Here is a 21,864-nt window from a genome sequence, read left to right on the forward strand (position 1 = left end):
CAGGTGATCGTGTTGAATGAATTGGGTACTCGCCTGAAAGAAGCGAGAATCGCTAAAGGTTACAGCCTGGAGGACTTGCAGGATGTGACAAAAATACAGAAACGTTATTTGGCGGGAATTGAAGAAGGCAATTACAGCATGATGCCTGGCCAATTCTACGTCCGGGCATTCATCAAGCAATATGCAGAAGCTGTTGGTTTGAATGCCGATGAATTGCTGGAGCAGCATAAATCGGAAATGCCGGAAACGTCGAAGGAACAAGTGTCACCATCGATGGCAGCGCCGGTGCAATCACGCAGGCAATCGATATCGAGGTCGTCTTCCAGCAGGATAAATGAGAAAATGCCGATGGTCATCGTGGCCTTATTCATCGTCTTGATCTTGTTTGTGATGTGGTTGTTCTATTATATGGCGACACGGGATGATGCACCGGGTGAAGAAGCTGTAAATGATGATGGTCTTCAATACGAAGCACCAGGTGATGAATCGGCTCCGGCTGGCGGCGAAGAAGCTGAAGAAGAGCCGGCTGAAGAAGATGCCGGTGAGGAAGAACCCACAGAACCGGAGACATCCATGACCGTTTCAGGTACAGATGGCCAAACGACGACTTTCGCCTGGACAGGACCTGCTGAGCGGGAACTGGTTATCAACGTTTCTGGCCGCTCATGGGTGGCAGTGACTGATAACAGTCAGGCGGATCTGACGCCTCCGCGGGAAATGCAGGCTGGTGAAAGTGCAAGCATAGATCTTACTGGTCAATCGTATGTGCGGGTCCGTCTCGGTGCAACTCCGAATGTCGAGCTTACACTGAACGGTGAACCGATCGAATATCAGCAGAATCTGACAACGCAAAACATCGTCATTGAATTTACAGACGCACAATAGCCATCTAAAAAGATGGCTATTTTTCTTGAAGGTATGAAAGGAGAAACAACATGAATATACCAAATAAAATTACCGTTTCACGCATTTTATTAATACCGGTCTTTATGCTTTTCATGCTGAATGATTTTGGCTGGGGCGAAATGACATTATTCGGAGCGACTCTGCCCGTCAGTCATTTTATCGGAGGACTTATTTTTATCTTTGCTTCATTGACCGATTGGGTTGATGGATTCTATGCACGTAAATACAATCTGGTGACGACATTCGGTAAATTCCTGGATCCGCTAGCTGATAAATTGCTTGTTTCTGCCGCATTGATCATTTTGGTGGAACTCGGGTTTGCACCAGCCTGGATCGTCATCATCATCATCAGCCGTGAATTTGCGGTAACCGGATTGCGTCTTGTATTGGCGGGCGAAGGAGAAGTTGTCGCTGCCGGCGGTCTCGGCAAAATCAAGACCACTGCACAGATCTTAGCGATCGCTTCACTGCTGCTGTATGACATGATCTTCACATTGCTGGGTATACCGTTCGGAATGATCATGCTGTATATTGCTTTGATCTTCACGATCTGGTCCGGCTGGGATTATTTCTACGCCAACCGGAAGGCATTGCTAGCTTCTAAATAAGAACAAAAATTTTCTGCTAAATATCTAGAAGATAAGAATATGCTTTCATATTACGCTTCGGCGCTTAGGACAAAGCTCCCGTAATAAGCCGAGAAGAGCACTCGGACGAAGTGCAACAAGTCCGAGTTAGCTCAGCGCAAGCCACCAGGAAAGCGTAGCTGTTTTGCGGAATATCGGTTATTATAGTTTTTATTTCAACTCATATATGCAACAGAAAGGGGCACGCCGGAATGAATGCAGAAATCATCGCAGTGGGTTCGGAACTCCTGCTTGGACAGATTACGAATACGAATGCCCGTTTCGTTTCCAGCCATCTTGCTGAAATCGGCATCAATGTTTATTACCATACGGTAGTCGGTGATAATCCCGACCGTCTTGAACAGGCGATCAGAATCGCTGAGAGCCGCGCAGACCTGATTATTTTCTCCGGGGGACTTGGCCCGACAAAAGATGACCTGACGAAGGAAACGATCGCGCGCCATCTCGGTACGACGCTCGCCATGGACGAAGACGCGATGGAATCGATCGAAGCTTATTTTGCACGCGCAAAACGGCCCATGACGGAAAATAACCGAAAGCAGGCGTTGATCTTGAAGGACAGTGAAGTGCTTGTCAATCATAATGGCATGGCGCCGGGGATGTTCTATAAACATGACAGCCGGATATACATCCTGCTGCCCGGACCGCCGCATGAAATCGAGCCGATGTTCCAGTTCGAGGCAAAACCGAAACTGATCCGTCTTCTTAATAAGGAGAATGTCATCGTGTCCCATGTTCTCCGTTTCTACGGAATTGGTGAAGCGGAACTAGAACACCGCCTTGACCATATTCTGGAGAAGCAGACGAATCCGACGATCGCACCATTGGCGTCTGCCAGCGAAGTGACACTACGCATCACGGCGAAAACGGATACGGCGGAGGAGGCTTGGAAGCTGATCAATGAAGCGAAAGAAGAGATTCTTGAAGTCGTCGGCGAATATCTTTATGGCTACGATGACGATTCATTGACAACTCGTGCTGTGGATCTATTGAAAGAACAGGACAAGACGATTGCGGCAGCTGAAAGCCTCACTGCAGGACTGTTTCAGTCAGAGCTAGCCTCTGTACCGGGTGCAAGTTCAGTTCTCGCAGGCGGAGTCATTGCATATAATGAAGAAATTAAAATCAGCCAGCTTGAAATTGATGAAGAGCTGCTGAAAACATACGGGGTTGTCAGTGAAGAAACAGCACTTGCGATGGCAGGGAATGTACGCCGTAAATTCGGAACGGATTACGGTGTCGGCCTCACAGGCGTTGCAGGACCCGATGCACACGGCGGCCAGCCTGCAGGTACTGTATGGATTGCCATAGCTTCTGATGCCGGAAGTGAGGCCTTTAAACTGGAACTGTCGGGAATGCGCAATACAAATCGCATCCGCACAGTGAAACTGACTTTACATTATCTGATACGAACACTAACACGGTAAGAAAACGCGCAAAATAAATTTTTGCGCGTTTTCTTATGCCAAAATTCGGTTATGGTCTTTATAGGGCATTTAAAAATGATTTTTCGAATACGAACACGAATAAACGTTCGCTTTTTTCTTGTGTATTTCTCAATAACCTAGTATACTAGAAACAGGTAGAAAATTGGTTTTAACTAAGAGGAGGATTTCTTTTGAGTGATCGTAAAGCAGCGTTGGATGTAGCGTTAAAACAAATAGAAAAGCAGTTTGGTAAAGGGTCTGTGATGAAATTAGGGGAGAAAAGCGACCGGAATATCTCATCGGTTTCAAGTGGTTCACTGGCAGTCGACTCTGCACTTGGAATAGGCGGTTATCCGCGCGGACGTGTTATTGAAATCTATGGTCCAGAGAGTTCAGGTAAAACGACTATGTCTCTCCATGCGATTGCAGAAGTTCAGGCTACAGGCGGAACGGCAGCATTTATCGATGCAGAGCATGCACTGGATCCGGTTTATGCACAGAACCTCGGTGTCAATATCGATGAGTTATTATTATCACAGCCGGATACAGGCGAGCAGGCTCTGGAAATCTGTGAAGCATTGGTGCGAAGCGGAGCAGTTGATATCGTCGTAGTCGACTCGGTTGCTGCACTTGTTCCAAAAGCGGAAATTGAAGGGGAAATGGGCGACTCACATATGGGCTTGCAGGCCCGTCTGATGTCTCAGGCTCTCCGGAAATTATCCGGTATCATCAACAAATCGAATACAATTGTTATCTTCATCAACCAGATCCGTGAAAAAATCGGTGTCATGTTCGGTAACCCGGAAACGACAACTGGTGGACGCGCATTGAAATTCTATTCTTCCATCCGTATGGAAGTCCGTCGTGCTGAAGCGTTGAAATCGGGCACTGACATTATTGGTAACAGAACGAAGATTAAAATTGTCAAAAACAAAGTTGCACCGCCATTCCGCACAGCGGAAGTTGATATCATGTACGGTAAAGGGATTTCACGAGAAGGTGAAATCGTGGATATCGGATCAGAACTGGAAATCATCCAGAAGAGCGGTTCATGGTATTCGTACAAGGAAGAACGTATTGGCCAGGGACGTGAAAACGTGAAGCAATACCTGCGCGACCACACTGATATCAGCAATGAGATTGCAGGGAAAATCCGCGAACAATACGGTATGGCTGCTGCATCTTATACAATTGCGGCTAAAAAAGAAGAACCGGAAGAGTTCAATCTTCTGATTGATGAGGACGACGAATAAGTCCGGATAATGAGCTGTTGGATCCAAAGCGATGCTTTGTTTCCAGCAGCTTTTTACTTTATTTTTATAGTCTTCCGGAAACAGAGGGCTGTTGAAGTTCCCGGGTGCCCACCGGGTTGACACTTTAAAGGTCCATCTATACAATTAAAACTGTATAATTCACTAATTTTACATCGTTTAAAGAAACAGAGAATCTATTATTTTTGAACCGTTAAAACGAATAGCAAGAGGAGGTGTCCGAATGGATAACGTGATCATCTTCGCTTTGCTTGGTCTACTCGTCGGTGTGTTTGTTGGTTATTTTGTAATGAAAAAATCAAATGAGTCCAAAATGGCAGGTGCGAGAAACTCTGCAGAGCAGATTATTGAAGATGCAAAGAGAGAAGCAGATGCACTGAAGAAAGAAGCCCTTTTGGAAGCAAAAGACGAAAATCACAAATTGCGTACTGAAACAGAATCTGAAATTCGGGAACGCCGATCAGAACTTCAAAAACAAGAGAATCGGTTGTTGCAGAGAGAAGAAAATTTGGATCGCAAGGATGATGCATTAAACAAAAGGGAAGCTGGGCTGGAACGGAAAGATGAAGCCCTTGCTGAAAAACAACAGCATATTGAACAGATGGAAAGCAAAGCTGAAGAATTGGTTCGCCAGCAGCAATCTGAAATGGAGCGGATTTCATCTCTGACTCGGGAAGAAGCGAAGTCGATCATCCTCGAACAGGTTGAAAACGAACTTTCTACCGATATTGCAGTGATGGTTAAAGAAAGTGAATCCCGCGCCAAAGAAGAATCTGATAAAAAGGCGAAGAATATTCTATCGTTGGCCATGCAGCGTTTTGCTGCTGACCATGTGGCAGAGACGACTGTTTCAGTGGTCAACTTGCCGAATGACGAAATGAAGGGACGGATCATCGGCCGTGAAGGCCGCAATATCCGTACGCTTGAAACATTGACGGGCATCGATTTGATCATCGATGATACTCCGGAGGCAGTCATTCTGTCAGGTTTCGACCCGATCAGACGTGAAACTGCCAGACTGGCACTCGAAAAACTGGTATCCGACGGCCGCATACATCCGGCTCGGATCGAGGAAATGGTTGAAAAGTCCAGACGCGAAGTTGATGAGCAAATCCGTGAAATTGGTGAACAGACCACATTTGACGTTGGGGTACATAATCTGCATCCCGATTTGATCAAGATTCTTGGCCGTCTGCGCTACCGTACAAGTTACGGGCAGAATGTCCTCAAGCATTCCGTGGAAGTTGCATTCCTTTCCGGCTTGATGGCAGCTGAACTTGGCGAAGATGTCACCTTGGCAAGGCGCGCGGGACTTCTTCATGATATCGGAAAAGCGATAGACCATGAAGTGGAAGGCAGCCATGTTGAAATCGGGGTTGAACTTGGAACCAAATACAAAGAACATCCAGTCGTGATTAATAGCATCGCTTCCCACCACGGCGACACTGAAGCGACTTCAATCATTTCAGTCATCGTTGCAGCGGCAGATGCCCTGTCAGCGGCGCGGCCGGGAGCTAGAAGTGAAACACTGGAAAATTATATCCGCCGTCTGGAAAAACTTGAAGAGATTTCAGAATCCTATGAAGGCGTCGAGAAATCGTTCGCTATTCAAGCAGGACGTGAAATCCGTATCATGGTCAGACCGGAACAGATCGATGATATGACTGCGCACCGTCTGGCCCGTGATATCCGTAAACGGATTGAAGAAGAGCTGGATTATCCAGGACATATCAAAGTGACTGTAATCAGGGAAACAAGAGCAGTTGAATACGCAAAATAATAGGATAAAGGCTTCGATGAATGTCTATTCAAAGAAGCCTTTTTCTTATGGGAAAAGGTGATGGCATGAAAGTATTGTTTATTGGAGATATAGTCGGATCGATCGGACGGGATGCACTGGAATCCTACCTTCCCCGACTGAAGAAAAAATATCAGCCGGATGCGGTCATCGCAAATGGCGAAAACGCGGCAGCAGGCAGAGGAATCACGAAAGCGATCTACCAGGACCTGCTGTTCATGGGCGTCGATATGGTGACGATGGGCAACCATACATGGGACCAGAAGGAAATTTTCGATTTTATCGACGAAGTGGATTATCTGATCCGTCCGGCCAACTTTTCGCCGGAAGCACCGGGCCGCGGCATGGCGACATTGACGAAAAACGGTAAGACACTGTCGGTGATCAACTTACACGGCCGCGTGTTCCTGCCGCCGCATGACGACCCGTTCCAAAAAGCCGATGAATTGCTGGGAGAAGCCAAAGCGGTGTCCCCGCTCGTATTTGTGGATTTCCACGCAGAAGCAACCAGTGAGAAAATTGCAATGGGCTGGCATCTGGATGGCCGTGCCTCTGTGGTGGTCGGCACCCATACCCACGTCCAGACCGCGGATTCCCGCATTCTGCCGGGCGGCACAGCCTATATCTCGGATGTTGGCATGACAGGCCCTTACGATGAAGTGCTTGGCATGAGCAAGGATTCGGTGTTATACCGTTTCAAAACGAATATGCCGACCCGTTTTGAAGTGCCGAAGCGCGGGCGTTCAGTTGTCAGCGGATTCTTCGCGGAGCTTGATGACGAAACGGGCAAAGCCATTTCGTGTGAACGGATTTACATCAACGATGATTATCCGTTCCGCGGATGAGCAGGCTGTTCGTGACGATTCTCCGACAATTGAAGTATTCAGCTTGAAGAGGTGCCTGCCGATTCAGTATAATGAAGGCAGAATAGAAAAGTTCCCTATTCAGTTTCTGTGCTGAGGCGGAATTCTTGTCGGCGATCTGCATTTACCTGTACAATCAAAAGCGATGGCAAGTCGAATGGGCGATTCAGCAGATTCGAATGGAACAATCATTTAAACAATATAGGCTGGATTAAAAAATCCGGAATCCAGCGCTTCAGAGCGGTTTTATGGAATGCCGGATCGATAGTCTAACCTCACTGAAATTAAAATACGGTCAATAAACGGTGAACTGAGAGATGTCGCCGCTGGCCAAGAAATGGGTGTCCTATAGATGACGTATTCAAAAGATGAAATCGTAGCAAAAGCACGCGAAGTGGCTGACATGATCTCAGCTACAGAAGAAGTGGACTTTTTCAAACGTGCGGAAGCGCAAATCAACGAAAACCAGCAAGTACGTGAAAAGATTGCCAGCCTGAAAAGCCTGCAGAAACAGGCAGTCAACTTCCAGGCTTACGGCAAGGAACGTGCACTTGCCTTGATCGAAGGAAAGATCCAGAAAATCGAAGAAGAAATCGACGCGGTTCCGATTGTACAGGAATTCAAACAATCCCAATCGGATGTCAATTCATTGCTTCAATTGGTTTCTTCTGCAATTGCCAATCAGGTGACGAACAATATCATCACGGAAACAGGCGGCGATCTTTTACGCGGCGAAACTGGTTCACAGGTGAAAAACTCTACGCCGGGCAAATGCTGATTCCCAATTGAATTTAATCCATACAGTTTTAAAGCCGAAAGAGCGACACTCTTTCGGTTTTTTCTTTTCCATCTGTATATTTGGTATAATGTAGAAACGAAGAATCGATTGCGAAAGAGGTTTTAACATGGCGATTACACCAATGATGCAACAATATTTTCAAGTGAAAGCGGATTACCAGGATGCGTTCCTGTTTTTCCGGCTCGGCGATTTTTACGAAATGTTCTATGAGGATGCGCTGAAGGCGTCGCAATTGCTCGAAATCACATTGACTTCAAGAGGCGGCAATGGAGATGACCGCATTCCGATGTGCGGGGTTCCGCATCATGCGGCAAAAAATTATATCGACCAGCTGATTGCGAAAGGGCATAAAGTGGCAATCTGTGAACAGGTGGAAGATCCGAAATTGACGAAAGGTGTCGTGAAGCGGGAAGTGGTCCGTCTGATCACACCGGGCACACATACCGAAGGCAAGAGCGTGGATTCGAAATCCAACCACTTTATAGCAGCTGCTGAAGAATTGACCGGCGGCTTTTCATTGTCTTACATAGATATTTCGACGGGTGAATCCACTGCAACTTACATAATGGGCCAGGGAAAAGCGCTGCTGCAGGAATTGCAGTCGCTGGGAATTCGTGAACTGGTCGTTTCCGACTCCCTGTTTTTATTGCTGAATGAAGATGCGCAGGATCTGCTGCTGTCGATCGAGCCCATGGAGTTTGCCTATGAACTGGACAAGGCCCTTGTGAAGGATTGCCCGGCAGATCTGACAGGTTCAAGTCACCGGCTGATGACTTATATCGCCCGCACGCAGAAGCAGTCGCTGGAGCATATCCAGCCGTTTGTCTACAGTGAAGAAGGGCAATTGCTCAGCATCGATTTCCATTCCAAGCGCAATCTGGAACTGCTACAGTCAATACGCGGCGGAGAAACGAAAGGGACTCTGCTCTGGCTTTTGGATGAAACGGTTACGGCGATGGGCAGCCGGAAGCTGAAGCAATGGCTGCATCAGCCGCTGGCCAACAGGAGGCGTATCGAACGCCGCCAAGGGATGGTCGAGTCTTTGATCGAGCATTATTTTACCCGGGTCGAATTGCAGAATGCCTTGAAGGAAGTTTATGACCTGGAACGGCTGAGCGGACGCATCGCCTTCGGCAGTGCAAGCGGACGCGATCTCGCCCAGCTGCGGAGCTCGCTGGAAAAAGTTCCGGGCATCATCGATGAACTGGCTGCGTCAAATAATCAGCAGCTGGCGGATTTTGCAGGGACTTTGGATCGCTGCGGCGAAGTTTGCGAGCTGCTGGGTGCCATCAGCGATAATCCCCCGCTGTCAGCGAAAGAAGGCGGCGTCATCCGGGAAGGCTATGACCAGCAGCTTGATGAATACCGGGATGCCTCACGCAACGGGAAAGACTGGATCGCGCAACTGGAACAGGAAGAACGTCAAAAAACAGGCATCAAGTCATTGAAAATCGGTTATAACCGTATTTTCGGCTATTATATTGAAATCTCGAAAGCGAATATGCATCTTGCGGACCTGGAACGTTATGAGCGCAAACAGACGCTGGCAAATGCAGAACGCTATATCACACCTGAGTTAAAAGAAAAGGAATCGCTGATCCTGACGGCTGAAGAAGAAAGCCTGAATCTGGAATACCGGCTGTTTACAGCGATCCGAGATGAAGTCAAACAATACATTTCACGCATCCAGCAGCTTGCCTCCACATTGAGCGAACTGGATGTGTTCATCAGTTTCGCTGATACAGCGGAAAAATATCGCTTCATCAAACCGGCATTTACGGATGGCCGGGAAATCTCCATTATCGGAGGGCGTCATCCGGTCGTTGAAAAAATGCTCAACAAGCAGCATTACGTGCCGAATGATTGTGTCATGAGTGAAGACAGCAATATGCTGCTCATCACGGGACCGAATATGTCCGGTAAGAGTACGTATATGAGGCAGGTGGCATTGACTGTCGTACTGGCACAAATCGGGAGCTACGTCCCTGCTGAAAAGGCGACGCTGCCGATAGTCGATCAGATTTTCACGCGGATCGGCGCAGCGGATGATCTGGTATCCGGCCAAAGCACGTTCATGGTCGAAATGCTCGAATCCCAATATGCCATCACGCATGCGACAGAAAGAAGCCTGCTGCTGTTCGATGAAATCGGGCGGGGCACGTCTACTTACGACGGCATGGCGCTGGCCCAGTCGATGATTGAATATATCCATGAGAAGATTGGCGCTAATACGTTATTTTCAACCCATTATCATGAACTGACGGCGCTCGATCAATCGCTTGATCGACTCAGCAATGTCCATGTGGCGGCGATGGAGCAATCCGGAAAAGTCGTGTTCCTCCATAAGGTGAAACACGGACCGGCGGATAAGAGCTACGGAATCCATGTGGCGGAGCTGGCGAATCTGCCGCAGCAGATCCTGTCGCGAGCCCGTGAATTGCTGAAGACGTTTGAACAGGAAAAAGCGCAGCAGACGCAGCATATCGAACAATTATCCTTTTTCGATGAACGGGATACCGATACGGAAGAAGTGATCCAGGCGATTGTGGACGCCGGAATAGCAACGATGACACCGCTCGAAGCATTGCAGATGCTGAACGATCTGCAGATGAAGCTGAACCGGAAGGAGTGATTCTATGGGCAAGATCCATTTGATGGATGAACCTTTATCCAATAAAATCGCGGCGGGTGAAGTCGTGGAACGGCCGACTTCGGTCGTAAAGGAATTAGTTGAAAATGCCATCGATGCCGGCAGCAGGACGGTCGAAGTGCTCCTGGAAGAGGCCGGCCTGTCTTCCATACAGATCATCGATGACGGCGCAGGAATGGGCAGCGAAGATGCTTTGCTGTCTTTTTCCCGTCACGCAACAAGTAAAATTGAAAACGAGCATGATTTGTTCAGGATCCGCACACTCGGTTTCCGCGGAGAAGCGCTGGCAAGCATTGCCTCGGTATCGAAAGTGACGCTGCAGACTTCTGATGGAGTCAGCGGGAATTATGTACAGCTTGAAGGCGGCCGTCTTATCGAGCACCGTGCCCACGCTTTGCGTCAAGGGACGGATATCAAAATCGACCAGTTGTTCTTCAATACGCCTGCGCGGCTCAAATACATGAAAACGCTGCAGACTGAACTTGGACATACGATCGATCTGATGAACCGGATCGCTCTCAGTTATCCGAGCATCGCATTCAAACTGGTACACGATGGCAAAACGATTCTGCAGACCTCCGGAAGCGGGGAAATACGCCGCGTATTGGCTGATATCTACGGCGTTGCAATCGCGAAAAAAATGATTCCATTCGAAGGCGAATCGCAGGATTATAAAATATCCGGTTATACATCGCTTCCGGAAATCACGCGTGCCAATAAAAACTATATTTCATTGTTCGTCAACGGCCGCTGGGTGAAGCATTACACCATCGCGACAACCGTTCACCGCGCCTATCACACATTCCTGCCCCTGGAGCGGCAGCCGATCGCGGTCTTGAATATCGAAGGCGACCCTTATCTGACGGATGTCAATGTGCATCCGGCAAAACAGCAGATCCGCCTCAGTAAAGAAAAGGAATTGCTGGAACTGATCTACAACACCATTCGGCAGGCTGTAAGCTCGGCAGTGCGTGCCCCGGTCATCGAAGAACCGAAGCCGAAAAAACCGCCCTTTGCCCCGTCGAAACAGCTCGATTTCTGGAAAACCGCTGCTGCAGTGAACGAACAGAAGATGGAAGTGCAGCCAACGCCGAAACCTGCGCTTCCCGTTGAAGAACAGAAATTCGCTGAAATTGAAGAGGCTGAAACATTTCCTGAACCGGTTGTGGCGCAGGAGGAATATTCTTCCGGTCATCAGGGAATAGAGGAGAGTCCGCAATTTCCAGAATTGGAAGTGGTCGGCCAGATCCATGGCACTTATATCGTCGCACAAAGTTCTGATGGCTTTTATCTGATCGATCAGCATGCCGCGCAGGAACGGATCAAATATGAATACTTCCGTGAAAAAGTGGGGCAGGCGGACGCCATGGAGCGGCAGTCGCTGCTGTTGCCGTTAACTTTCCATTACAGCCGGGACGAAGCGCTGCGCCTGGTGGAAAATCTGGCTAGCCTGTCGGAAATCGGGGTGTTTCTGGAATTGTTCGGCGATTCGTCATTTATCGTCCGCGAACATCCGACCTGGTTCCCGAAAGGCTTTGAACAGGAAATCATTGAGGAATTGATCGAACAGGTATTGAACGGCAGCCGGGCAGACGTCAAAAAACTGCGGGAGGAAGCGGCGATCATGATGAGCTGCAAGCGCTCGATCAAAGCCAATCATCATCTCCAGAAACAGGATATGGAACGATTGCTGCTGGACCTGAAAGCTGCGGAACAGCCGTTTACATGTCCGCACGGGCGCCCGGTCATCATTCATTTCAGGACGTATGATGTTGAGAAAATGTTTAAACGAGTCATGAATTAGAGGAGGTATGCTGTTTGGAAAGCTATATCTTATCGATCGATCAAGGAACGACCAGTTCGAGGGCGATTTTATTCAATAAAAAAGGGGAATTGGTGCACAGCTCCCAAAAGGAATTCAGGCAATCCTATCCCAAACCGGGCTGGGTGGAGCATAATGCGAATGAAATCTGGGGGACGGTACTGTCTGTGCTTGCAGCTGTTTTGACCGAAAGCGGGGTCCAGCAAACGCAGATCGCCGGCATCGGCATCACGAATCAGCGGGAAACGACGGTAGTCTGGGATAAAAGAACAGGACAGCCGGTTTATCCTGCAATCGTCTGGCAGTCACGTCAGACCCAGGCGATTGTCGATGGGCTCAAAAAGGACGGCCAGGAAGAGTGGTTCCGGGAAAAGACCGGCTTGCTGCTCGATCCTTATTTTTCAGGCACGAAAGTGAAATGGATCCTGGACAACGTGGAAGGTGCGAGAGAATCCGCTGAAAAAGGCGATTTGCTGTTTGGCACAATCGATTCCTGGCTGATCTGGAAAATGACGGACGGTGCAGTCCATGTGACGGATTATTCGAATGCTTCCAGAACGCTTCTCTATAATATATATGAGTTGGAATGGGACGAAGAGATCTGTAAGAGGCTGGATATTCCTATGTCGATGCTGCCGGAAGTCAAATCTTCTTCCGAAGTTTACGGTGATACCGATCCCAGTGTGTTCTTCGGGCAGCGGGTGCCGATTGCGGGCATAGCGGGCGACCAGCAAGCCGCTCTTTTCGGACAGCACTGTGTGGACAAAGGCATGGCAAAAAATACATACGGTACAGGTTGCTTCATGCTGATGAATACGGGAGAAGAACCTGTGAAATCGGATAACGGCCTATTGACCACGATTGCCTGGGGACTTGACGGAAAAGTTATTTATGCGCTCGAAGGAAGCGTCTTTGTGGCAGGTTCCGCCATTCAATGGCTGCGTGACGGCCTGCGTATGTTAAAAACCTCAGCCGATTCGGAAGATTATGCAAACCGTGTGCCATCGACTGACGGCGTTTACGTCATCCCTGCTTTTGTCGGCATGGGTACGCCGTATTGGGATTCGGAAGCGCGGGGGTCCGTATTCGGCTTGACACGCGGTACGGAAAAAGAGCATTTTATCCGGGCGACGCTGGAATCGCTCGCCTACCAGACAAAAGATGTGCTCGATTGCATGGAGGAAGATTCAGGTATCGAGATCCAATTGCTTCGTGCTGACGGCGGTGCCGTAGCGAATACAATCCTGATGCAGTTCCAGAGCGATATACTCGGAAAAGACGTGGAGCTTGCCAGGCTCAATGAAACCACTGCCTTAGGAGCGGCATATCTGGCAGGGCTGGCAACCGGATTCTGGCAGGACCTGTCGGAAATAGAAGAATTGTCGTCAACACAGAAAGTCTATAGTTCATCGATGACGGAATCAGACAGGGAAATTTTATATAAAGGGTGGAAAAAAGCGGTTGCTGCCACCCGCTATTTCAGCAGAGAGGAGTGAGGGACATGCTTTCAGCCAAGCTTCGAGATAAAAAGATGGAAGACCTGGACAAATTTCAATTCGACCTGCTTGTCATCGGCGGAGGCATTACAGGAGCGGGCATTGCCCTGGATGCCGTTTCGCGAGGTCTGTCGGTGGCATTGATTGAAAAAAATGATTTTGCTTCAGGCACTTCCAGCAGGTCCACGAAATTGATCCACGGGGGACTTCGTTATTTAAAGCAGTACGAGATCAAGATGGTCCGGGATGTCGGACGTGAACGGGAAGTCGTTTACGAAAATGCCGTTCATGTGACAGAGCCCCAGTGGATGCTGCTGCCTTTTCATAAAGGGGGCACATTCGGTCCGTTCACGACTTCAGTCGGTTTGAAAGTCTACGATTCGCTCGCTGGTGTCAAAAAAGGGGAGCGCCGAAAAATGCTGTCTGCAGAGGAAACTTTGAAAAAAGAGCCGCTCTTGAAAGCAGAAGGTCTCCAGGGCGGCGGTTATTATGTGGAATACCGCACCGACGATGCCCGTCTGACAATGGAAATTCTGAAAAAAGCTTCCGAACTCGGGGCATTATGCCTCAACTACGTGACAGCCGAAGATTTCCTTTACAGTAATGGAAAGGTTTCGGGCGTTGAAGCGAAATGCTCCATTACCGGTAAAAAAATCGGAATCGGCGCACGGAAAGTGGTCAATGCGGCTGGACCGTGGGTGGATGAAATCCGCGATATCGATTCCAAATCCGCCGATAAACAGATACGCCTGACTAAAGGGGTGCATATTGTTGTTGACCGGAAGACTTTCCCTCTCATTCAGCCGGTATATTTCGATGCACCGGACGGTCGGATGATTTTCGCTGTTCGGCGGGACGATAAAGTATATATCGGGACGACAGATACTTTTTATGAGGGGGATCCGGCAGAGGCTGCAGCTTCCGAAGAGGATGTTGCCTATCTTTTAGCGGCAGTCGAATCCATGTTTCCGTCAATGAAGCTTACGCCTTCGGATGTTGAGTCCACTTGGGCGGGTGTACGTCCGCTCGTCTATGAGGAAGGGAAAGGACCGTCAGAAATCTCAAGGAAAGATGAAGTGTGGGAATCTGAAAACGGTTTGATCTCAATTGCCGGCGGAAAATTGACCGGGTACCGAAAAATGGCTGAAGCGATTGTTGATCGTGTCACCAAGACTCTGGAAAAAGACGGAAGCAAAAAATACGGGAAATCTGTTACAAAAAAATTGCCGTTATCCGGCGGTGATTTTGGCGGCTCCAAAAATTTCTCCCGCTTTGTCCAGTCGATGGCTCTCCAATCGGAGCAATTCGGATTGAGTCCGGATAAGGGCCGCATGTTCTCCCAGTTTTTCGGCACCAATGCCGGAAAAGTTTTTGAACAGTACTGGAAACGCTCGGCTGAACCGCATAAAGATGGGTTGCCGGATGAACTGGCTGCAGTCGTTGCCTACGCAATTGAAGATGAAATGGCCATGACGCCGAGTGACTTCTTTATCCGGCGCACAGGCGACCTTTATTTCCATCTGCAGGATGTTATTCGCTATCAGGACCAGGTCCTCGAATTTATGGCGAAACACTTGAATTATACTGAAGAGCAGAAACAGCAATACCGTGCAGAGCTTCTTGCCGAGATTGATAAAGCCACCCGGTTCGGGCGAGGGGTGCCGCGATGAAAATTACAAAAAGTTTTCTTACGGTGAGTGACGGCCATGAAATCTTCCATGAAGTGTATGACCGGGAAAATGCGACAGCGCATATCCATATCATTCACGGGATGGCTGAACATATCGGACGCTACGAAGAGTTTATCGAGTACCTGACAGCGTGCGGATTTTCCGTATCAGGACACGACCAGCGGGGACATGGCCGGACAGCGGAACGAAATGGCGTGGAAGGATTTTTCGCTGAACAGCAAGGCTTTGAACGCGTCGTTCAGGATGCGGAGGAAGTGATTTCCGCAGTTCAGGAGCAGGTGGGCGATCTGCCGCTCATCCTGTTTGGCCACAGTATGGGGTCGTTTGTTGCGCGCCGCTTCATCCAATTGCACAGTGACCGGGTATCCCGTGCCGTATTTTCAGGGACAGGCGGAAATCCGGGAGTTGCCGGCAAACTTGGAATATTACTGGCAAAGGCGAACGGCAGATTAAACGGTAAGGATGAAAAAAGCAAAGCGATCGGTGCGATTGTTTTCGGACCGTTCATCCGGAGTTTCAAAGAGGAGGATTCCACTTTCGCCTGGCTCAGCAGTGATGCAAGTGCAGTTGCGAAGTATGATGCAGATCCGATGAGCGGATTCATCTCTACGAATCAGTTTTATGCAGATTTGTTTGAAGGGATGCTGCTGATCAATAAAAAATCGGAACTCGCTAAAATCCGAAAAGATTTGCCGATCCTCCTGATCAGCGGATCTCAGGATCCCGTCGGCCATAACGGCAAAGATCTGTTTGCTTCCGCTGCTGATTATCTGAAAGCGGGAGTCGAAAATGTTCAGGTTTATCTAGGGGAAGATGGACGCCATGAATTGCTGCACGAAGTGAAGAAAGAGCAATATTTCCCCTTCCTGGCAGATTGGATGGCTGCACATGATTGAGGTACTGGCCATCGTAGGGCCGACAGCATCAGGAAAGACGGCACTGTCTATCCGAATGGCACAAGCACTGAATGGTGAAATCATCAACGGTGATTCCATGCAGATCTACCGGGATATGTCCATCGGCACTGCCAAGGTGAAGCCTGAGGAAATGGATGGCGTGAAGCATCATCTCCTGGACATAAAAAATCCGGAAGAGCCCTTTTCTGTAGCGGAATATCAGCAGCTGGTGCGGAGTAAAATCACAGAAATAACTGCAGCCGGCAAGTTGCCGATAATTGTCGGAGGAACCGGACTTTATGTCCAGGCCGTTTTATTCGATTACCGTTTTACAGAATCCCAGGTGGACGAAAAGCTGCGTGAAGATCTATACGATGAATTGGACCGGTATGGGCCTCTTCATATGCATAAAAAGTTGACTGCACTGGATCCGGCGGCTGATATTCATCCCAATAACACAAGAAGAGTGATCCGTGCCCTTGAAATCCTGCTTGGCAGTGAGGAAAAAGTTGACCGGAGCCTCGCATTGCAGCCGATGTACAATGAAGTGATCGTCGGCATCGATATGCCGCGGAACCTTTTATATGAAAGAATTGACCGCAGGGTCGATGGGATGATGGATGAAGGGCTGCTGGATGAAGTCCGTGCCCTTCATGCGAAAGGGCTAAGGGATGTGCAGTCGATTCAGGCGATCGGCTACAAAGAAATGTACGCGTATCTTGATGGGAAACTGGATCTGGCTGAGGCGATTGTAAAACTTAAAAAGAATTCACGGAATTATGCTAAACGGCAATTGACCTACTTCCGCAATAAATTGCCGATCTTCTGGATAGACGGCCAAAAGCCTTTGCAGGAAAATATTGAAATAATTGAGCAGTTTATGCAGGAAAACGAGCGGGAGCGTCGAATTGAATTAATTGGTGCATCAAAAAAAGAACAGGGGAAATAGGGGGATAATCATGAAACCGGTAAATATTCAGGATGTTTATTTAAATCAGCTTCGTAAAAATAATATTTTTGTTACAGTCTTCTTACTCAATGGCTTCCAATTGAAAGGAACCATTAAATCTTATGATAATTTTACGGTGCTGGTTGAGACAGACGGAAAACAACAGCTTATTTACAAGCATGCCATCTCCACATTTTCACCGGCTAAACCGGTGTCGATCGAACATCAGGAATAACCGAAAAGCGACGGCGGCCGTTCAGCTCTGACAGGCAACAGTCATTCTATTGAGAACCGGCCCATTTTCGTGGCCGGTTTTTCATTTGACAGCGGGAAATTTTGGGGATAGGATTTTAAAGTAGATAATTGGTTCGGAGGTGGAAAATATGAAAACAATTACAACTGATGAGTTGCAGCAACGCTTGGAAGCTGGCGAAGACTTGAATATCATCGATGTGCGTGAAGCGGATGAAGTGGCTGCCGGAATGATTCCCGGGGCAAAGCATATTCCTCTTGGCGAAATCGAGAACCGCGTCAGCGAGCTGGGCGATACAAAACCTTATTACATGGTCTGCCGTTCTGGTGCCCGCAGCGGCCGCGCAAGTGAATTCCTGAATGACCAGGGAGTGGAAGCCATTAATGTTGAAGGCGGAATGCTGAACTGGAACGGTGAATCACAGGCGTAAAATGATTGAGCTAATTAAAACTGCCGCCCGGAATTTTCCGGGCGGCAGTTTTTTATGATGTAATTTTTCTGGACGGCAGACGCCATTTGTAGGTATAGGAAAAAATCCGCAGAACTGTGATCAAGGTAAACAATAAATACAAAATGATATCATCCCTGATCAAATCGAAACTGATCAATAATCCGGCAAGGGCAGCCCACACCGCATAAATTTCAGCTTTCAGTACAAGTGGTTTCCGTCCCGCCAATAGATCCCGTATGATTCCGCCTCCTGACCCTGTCAGCACAGCTGCAGCGATTACTGCGTAGATGGGAAGATTTAATTCGACTGCATATAGCGCCCCTTGAACGGCAAAAGCGGATAATCCGATGGCATCGAAGAAATTCCCCCAGCGGTTCCACTGACCAAGCAGCCGGTGTGGAAACAGGAACACTATAGTAATCGAGACCAGAGCAAGCTGGAACATCATTTCCTGTTCCCATAAGGCGGAAACCGGAACGCCAATCAGCAGATTGCGGACAGCCCCGCCTCCAAAAGCGGTAACAAAACCGAGGAGATAGACGCCGAAAATATCATATTCTTCTTCCATTGCAATAATGGCGCCAGATATAGCAAAAGCGATCGTGCCGATCGCACTTAGAACTTCCCAGGCCATGCTTATCACTCCCCGATTCTTCAACTGTATGAATTGTATCAGAATTTGACGCAATTTCAAGCTAATGGCCATAATAGAGAGAATAAAAACAGAACGGAGATTATTATGCTGAATTCAATCAGAGTAACAGAGAAAAAAATATGGACCCAATTATCACAGGCGGATGACATCGCACTCCTCAACCAGCAGAAAGTGCTTACGGCTTTCCATAACCAAAAAGTGAGTGACCATCACTTCAATCCATCGACAGGATATGGCTATGACGATGAAGGGCGGGATACACTGGAGAAAGTGTATGCTGATGTCTTCAAGGCTGAAGCGGCACTTGTCCGTTCCCAGATCATTTCAGGGACCCACGCCATAACCATCGCATTGTTCGGTGTCCTGAGACCAGGGGATGAACTGATCTATATAACAGGCAAGCCTTACGATACATTGGCTTCAATCGTCAGCGGCGGAGAACAGGACACGGGTTCGTTGCGTGATTTTGGAATCGGCTACCGCCATATCGACCTAGGGGCGGACAATAAACCGGATTGGGATGCAATAGGCGATGCCATCACTGATAAAACCAAGGTTGTAGCCATTCAGCGCTCCAGAGGCTATGATACACGGCCATCATTCACAGTGGATGAAATTGAAGATATGGTGCAGAAGATCCGAAAGATCAAAGAGGACGCCATCATTTTTGTGGACAATTGCTACGGGGAATTTGTGGAGGAGCGGGAACCGGTTGAAGCGGGAGCAGATCTCATTGCGGGATCCCTGATAAAAAATCCTGGTGGCGGACTGGCGAAAATAGGGGGCTATATTGCCGGTCGTCAGGATTTAGTGGAAAAATGCGGTTATCGCATGACTTCTCCGGGTATAGGGGGAGAGGCGGGTGCTTCGTTGAGTACATTGCCTGATATGTATCAGGGATTTTTCATGGCTCCCCATATTGTGGCCCAAGCGCTGAAAGGCGCTATTTTTACTGCTGCTTTACTGGAAACGGAAGGCATGGTCACAACGCCGCATTTTGCAGATAAGCGTACGGATTTGATCCAGTCGGTATCATTTGCTTCCGCTGAGCAAATGATCGCATTCTGCCGGACCATCCAGGCAAATTCCCCGGTCAATGCCCAGTTCCTGCCGGAAGCGGCCTATATGCCGGGATATGCAGACGATGTCATCATGGCAGCCGGTACTTTTGTGCAGGGTTCAAGCATCGAATTGACGGCAGACGGCCCGATCCGTCCCCCGTATACAGCCTTTATCCAAGGTGGATTAACTTACGAGCATGTCAAAATCGCCGTTATGAATGCCGTACACTATTTGAAAAAGAATAAATTATTGTAAAATTCGTATGTCATATTACCTTACATGCAGTTGACAGGAAATCTGACATGATGTAAAGTTATAAATGAAGTACAAGATAAAGGGTGAACAATATGGCAAATCGTGTCCGACGTTCGATGCCGATCTTGCCGATCAGCATCGTGATGCAGCTGACAGAGTTGACTGCACGTCAAATTCGTTATTACGAAGAGCACGGATTAATCAGTCCAGCCCGGACGGATGGGAACAAGCGCATGTTTTCGCTTTATGATGTCGACAAACTGCTTGAGATCAAAGATTACCTGGATCAGGGCCTGAACATGGCGGGCATCAAAAAAATGTTCGAAATGGCCAGCCGTCCGCAGAATGTCATGTCAGAACCGAAAAACCTCAGTGATGAGGATGTAAGGAGAATTTTCCGGGAAGAAATGATCCCAGGAAAATCCTTCACCGGCAAGAATTTCAGACAAGGTGATTTATCCCGGTTCTATCAATAGCACCGGGTTACATAAAATTTATAGGAGAGTGAAAAGAGCATGGGCAAGTATTCGAAAGAAGACATTCAAAGATTAGTTAAAGAGGAGGATGTTAACTTCATCCGCCTGCAATTCACAGACATACTGGGAGTTATCAAAAATGTTGAAATTCCGACATCCCAGCTTGAAAAAGCGCTGGACAATAAAATGATGTTTGATGGTTCATCAATCGACGGATTTGTCAGAATCGAAGAATCTGACATGTATCTGTTTCCTGATCTTGATACATGGGTCGTATTCCCATGGATTACAGGCAAGGGGAAAGTTGCCCGCCTGATCTGTGATATCTATAATGCGGATGGCACTCCATTTGCCGGCGATCCCCGCAATAACTTGAAACGTGTCTTGAAAGAAATGGAAGAACTAGGATTCACTCATTTCAATCTTGGGCCTGAACCGGAATTCTTCCTGTTCAAATTGGACGAAAGAGGCGAACCGTCTCTGGAGTTGAATGACCACGGCGGTTATTTTGACCTTGCACCGATGGACCTTGGGGAAAATTGCCGTCGCGATATCGTTTTGGAACTGGAAGAAATGGGCTTTGAAATTGAAGCTTCCCATCACGAAGTAGCTCCAGGACAGCACGAAATCGACTTTAAATATGCAGATGCCATCAAAGCGTGTGATGACATCCAGACATTTAAATTGGTTGTAAAAACTATCGCTAGAAAACACGGACTTCATGCGACATTCATGCCGAAACCGCTGTTCGGTGTCAATGGATCCGGAATGCACATGAACGTATCCCTCTTCAATGGCAATGAAAATGCTTTCCTTGATGAAGATGGCGAAATGAAGTTAAGTGAGACAGCTTATCAGTTCATGGCTGGTATCCTGGAACATGCACAAGGGTTTACAGCTGTCACGAACCCGACAGTAAACTCTTACAAGCGTCTTGTACCGGGTTATGAAGCGCCATGCTACGTAGCTTGGTCTGGTCAGAACCGCAGCCCGCTGATCCGCATCCCGGCATCTCGCGGCTTGTCGACACGTGTTGAAGTCAGATCAGTCGATCCGGCAGCAAACCCATACCTGGCAATGGCTGTTTTGCTTGGTGCAGGACTTGACGGCATCAAACGTAAATTGACTCCGCCAAAACCGGTTGACCGCAACATCTATGCGATGAACAAAAAAGAGCGTCAGGCAGTAGGCATCGAAGACCTGCCGAGCACTTTGTATGCAGCTTTACAAGAGTTGCAGGCGGATGAAGTGATGACTAAATCTCTTGGAAGCCACATCCTGAACAATTTCGTCGAAGCGAAAGAGATCGAGTGGGATATGTTCCGTACAACCGTACACCCGTGGGAGCGCGAGCAGTATCTGAAAATGTACTAAAAATCAGGTTGGAGCTTAAGTGCTCCAACTTTTTTTCTGGAAAAGTTGTAGTTTCAATTTGACCATTTTCAATTAAAAAATGGAGAACGGGTTCAAATAAGTTATAAACTTCATTGAACTGGG

The 21,864-nt window shown here is 48.1% G+C and carries 19 protein-coding genes; 18 read left to right on the forward strand and 1 reads right to left on the reverse strand.

Going from position 1 to position 21,864, the window contains the following annotated elements:
* The first annotated feature begins 9 nt into the window (after positions 1 to 9).
* From IQ294_RS03870 to IQ294_RS03940, 15 genes are all read left to right on the forward strand, one after another.
* Positions 10 to 885, forward strand: coding sequence for a helix-turn-helix domain-containing protein (locus IQ294_RS03870; RefSeq protein ID WP_349291319.1), 876 nt, complete (start codon positions 10 to 12; stop codon positions 883 to 885).
* Between the two features lie 50 nt (positions 886 to 935).
* On the forward strand, positions 936 to 1,514 hold the full coding sequence (gene pgsA / locus IQ294_RS03875) for a CDP-diacylglycerol--glycerol-3-phosphate 3-phosphatidyltransferase (protein WP_203332677.1): 579 nt from the start codon (positions 936 to 938) through the stop codon (positions 1,512 to 1,514).
* A 230-nt stretch (positions 1,515 to 1,744) separates the two neighbouring features.
* The gene (locus IQ294_RS03880) at positions 1,745 to 2,980 is read left to right on the forward strand and encodes a competence/damage-inducible protein A (protein ID WP_203332678.1); all 1,236 of its coding nucleotides are present in this window, start codon (positions 1,745 to 1,747) and stop codon (positions 2,978 to 2,980) included.
* 191 nt (positions 2,981 to 3,171) lie between these two features.
* Complete coding sequence (recA, locus tag IQ294_RS03885; protein WP_203332679.1) at positions 3,172 to 4,233, forward strand: recombinase RecA; 1,062 nt, start codon at positions 3,172 to 3,174, stop codon at positions 4,231 to 4,233.
* Between the two features lie 241 nt (positions 4,234 to 4,474).
* Positions 4,475 to 6,031 carry a ribonuclease Y gene (gene rny, locus IQ294_RS03890; RefSeq protein ID WP_203332680.1) on the forward strand — a complete coding sequence of 519 codons (1,557 nt, stop codon included), beginning with the start codon at positions 4,475 to 4,477 and terminating at the stop codon, positions 6,029 to 6,031.
* Between the two features lie 65 nt (positions 6,032 to 6,096).
* Positions 6,097 to 6,894 carry a TIGR00282 family metallophosphoesterase gene (locus tag IQ294_RS03895; protein ID WP_203332761.1) on the forward strand — a complete coding sequence of 266 codons (798 nt, stop codon included), beginning with the start codon at positions 6,097 to 6,099 and terminating at the stop codon, positions 6,892 to 6,894.
* 370 nt (positions 6,895 to 7,264) lie between these two features.
* A complete protein-coding gene (locus IQ294_RS03900) occupies positions 7,265 to 7,690 on the forward strand; it encodes a YlbF/YmcA family competence regulator (protein ID WP_203332681.1) in 426 nt (141 codons plus the stop codon).
* Positions 7,691 to 7,817: 127 nt separating this feature from the next.
* The gene (gene mutS / locus IQ294_RS03905) at positions 7,818 to 10,343 is read left to right on the forward strand and encodes a DNA mismatch repair protein MutS (protein ID WP_203332682.1); all 2,526 of its coding nucleotides are present in this window, start codon (positions 7,818 to 7,820) and stop codon (positions 10,341 to 10,343) included.
* 4 nt (positions 10,344 to 10,347) lie between these two features.
* Positions 10,348 to 12,165, forward strand: coding sequence for a DNA mismatch repair endonuclease MutL (mutL, locus tag IQ294_RS03910; protein ID WP_203332683.1), 1,818 nt, complete (start codon positions 10,348 to 10,350; stop codon positions 12,163 to 12,165).
* Positions 12,166 to 12,179: 14 nt separating this feature from the next.
* Positions 12,180 to 13,679, forward strand: a complete 1,500-nt coding sequence (gene glpK, locus IQ294_RS03915; protein ID WP_203332684.1) for a glycerol kinase GlpK — start codon at positions 12,180 to 12,182, stop codon at positions 13,677 to 13,679.
* Between the two features lie 5 nt (positions 13,680 to 13,684).
* On the forward strand, positions 13,685 to 15,349 hold the full coding sequence (locus tag IQ294_RS03920) for a glycerol-3-phosphate dehydrogenase/oxidase (RefSeq protein WP_203332685.1): 1,665 nt from the start codon (positions 13,685 to 13,687) through the stop codon (positions 15,347 to 15,349).
* The gene (locus IQ294_RS03925) at positions 15,346 to 16,266 is read left to right on the forward strand and encodes an alpha/beta fold hydrolase (RefSeq protein ID WP_203332686.1); all 921 of its coding nucleotides are present in this window, start codon (positions 15,346 to 15,348) and stop codon (positions 16,264 to 16,266) included. The genes IQ294_RS03920 and IQ294_RS03925 overlap by 4 nt, the downstream gene beginning before the upstream one ends.
* Positions 16,259 to 17,215 (forward strand): tRNA (adenosine(37)-N6)-dimethylallyltransferase MiaA, encoded by a 957-nt coding sequence (gene miaA / locus IQ294_RS03930; RefSeq protein ID WP_203332687.1) that lies wholly within the window; start codon positions 16,259 to 16,261, stop codon positions 17,213 to 17,215. Before IQ294_RS03925 ends, miaA begins: the two co-directional genes overlap by 8 nt.
* Positions 17,216 to 17,225: 10 nt before the next feature.
* Complete coding sequence (hfq, locus tag IQ294_RS03935; RefSeq protein ID WP_203332688.1) at positions 17,226 to 17,450, forward strand: RNA chaperone Hfq; 225 nt, start codon at positions 17,226 to 17,228, stop codon at positions 17,448 to 17,450.
* A 148-nt stretch (positions 17,451 to 17,598) separates the two neighbouring features.
* On the forward strand, positions 17,599 to 17,898 hold the full coding sequence (locus IQ294_RS03940; protein WP_203332689.1) for a rhodanese-like domain-containing protein: 300 nt from the start codon (positions 17,599 to 17,601) through the stop codon (positions 17,896 to 17,898).
* Between the two features lie 52 nt (positions 17,899 to 17,950).
* Here IQ294_RS03940 and IQ294_RS03945 read toward each other — a convergent pair whose 3' ends face one another.
* Positions 17,951 to 18,553 carry a trimeric intracellular cation channel family protein gene (locus IQ294_RS03945; protein WP_203332690.1) on the reverse strand — a complete coding sequence of 201 codons (603 nt, stop codon included), beginning with the start codon at positions 18,551 to 18,553 and terminating at the stop codon, positions 17,951 to 17,953.
* Positions 18,554 to 18,658: 105 nt separating this feature from the next.
* Between IQ294_RS03945 and IQ294_RS03950 the strand changes: the two genes are divergently transcribed.
* The 3 genes from IQ294_RS03950 (at position 18,659) to glnA (ending at position 21,741) form a co-directional block, all read left to right on the forward strand.
* Positions 18,659 to 19,891: a methionine gamma-lyase family protein gene (locus IQ294_RS03950; RefSeq protein ID WP_203332691.1), complete on the forward strand. Its 1,233-nt coding sequence runs from the start codon at positions 18,659 to 18,661 to the stop codon at positions 19,889 to 19,891.
* A gap of 92 nt (positions 19,892 to 19,983) precedes the next feature.
* A complete protein-coding gene (locus tag IQ294_RS03955) occupies positions 19,984 to 20,367 on the forward strand; it encodes a MerR family transcriptional regulator (RefSeq protein WP_203332692.1) in 384 nt (127 codons plus the stop codon).
* 39 nt (positions 20,368 to 20,406) lie between these two features.
* Positions 20,407 to 21,741, forward strand: coding sequence for a type I glutamate--ammonia ligase (gene glnA / locus IQ294_RS03960; protein WP_203332693.1), 1,335 nt, complete (start codon positions 20,407 to 20,409; stop codon positions 21,739 to 21,741).
* The last annotated feature ends 123 nt before the right edge of the window (positions 21,742 to 21,864 follow it).

It is taken from the genome of Planococcus beigongshangi (assembly GCF_016820495.1).
GTDB classification, from domain to species: domain Bacteria; phylum Bacillota; class Bacilli; order Bacillales_A; family Planococcaceae; genus Planococcus; species Planococcus beigongshangi.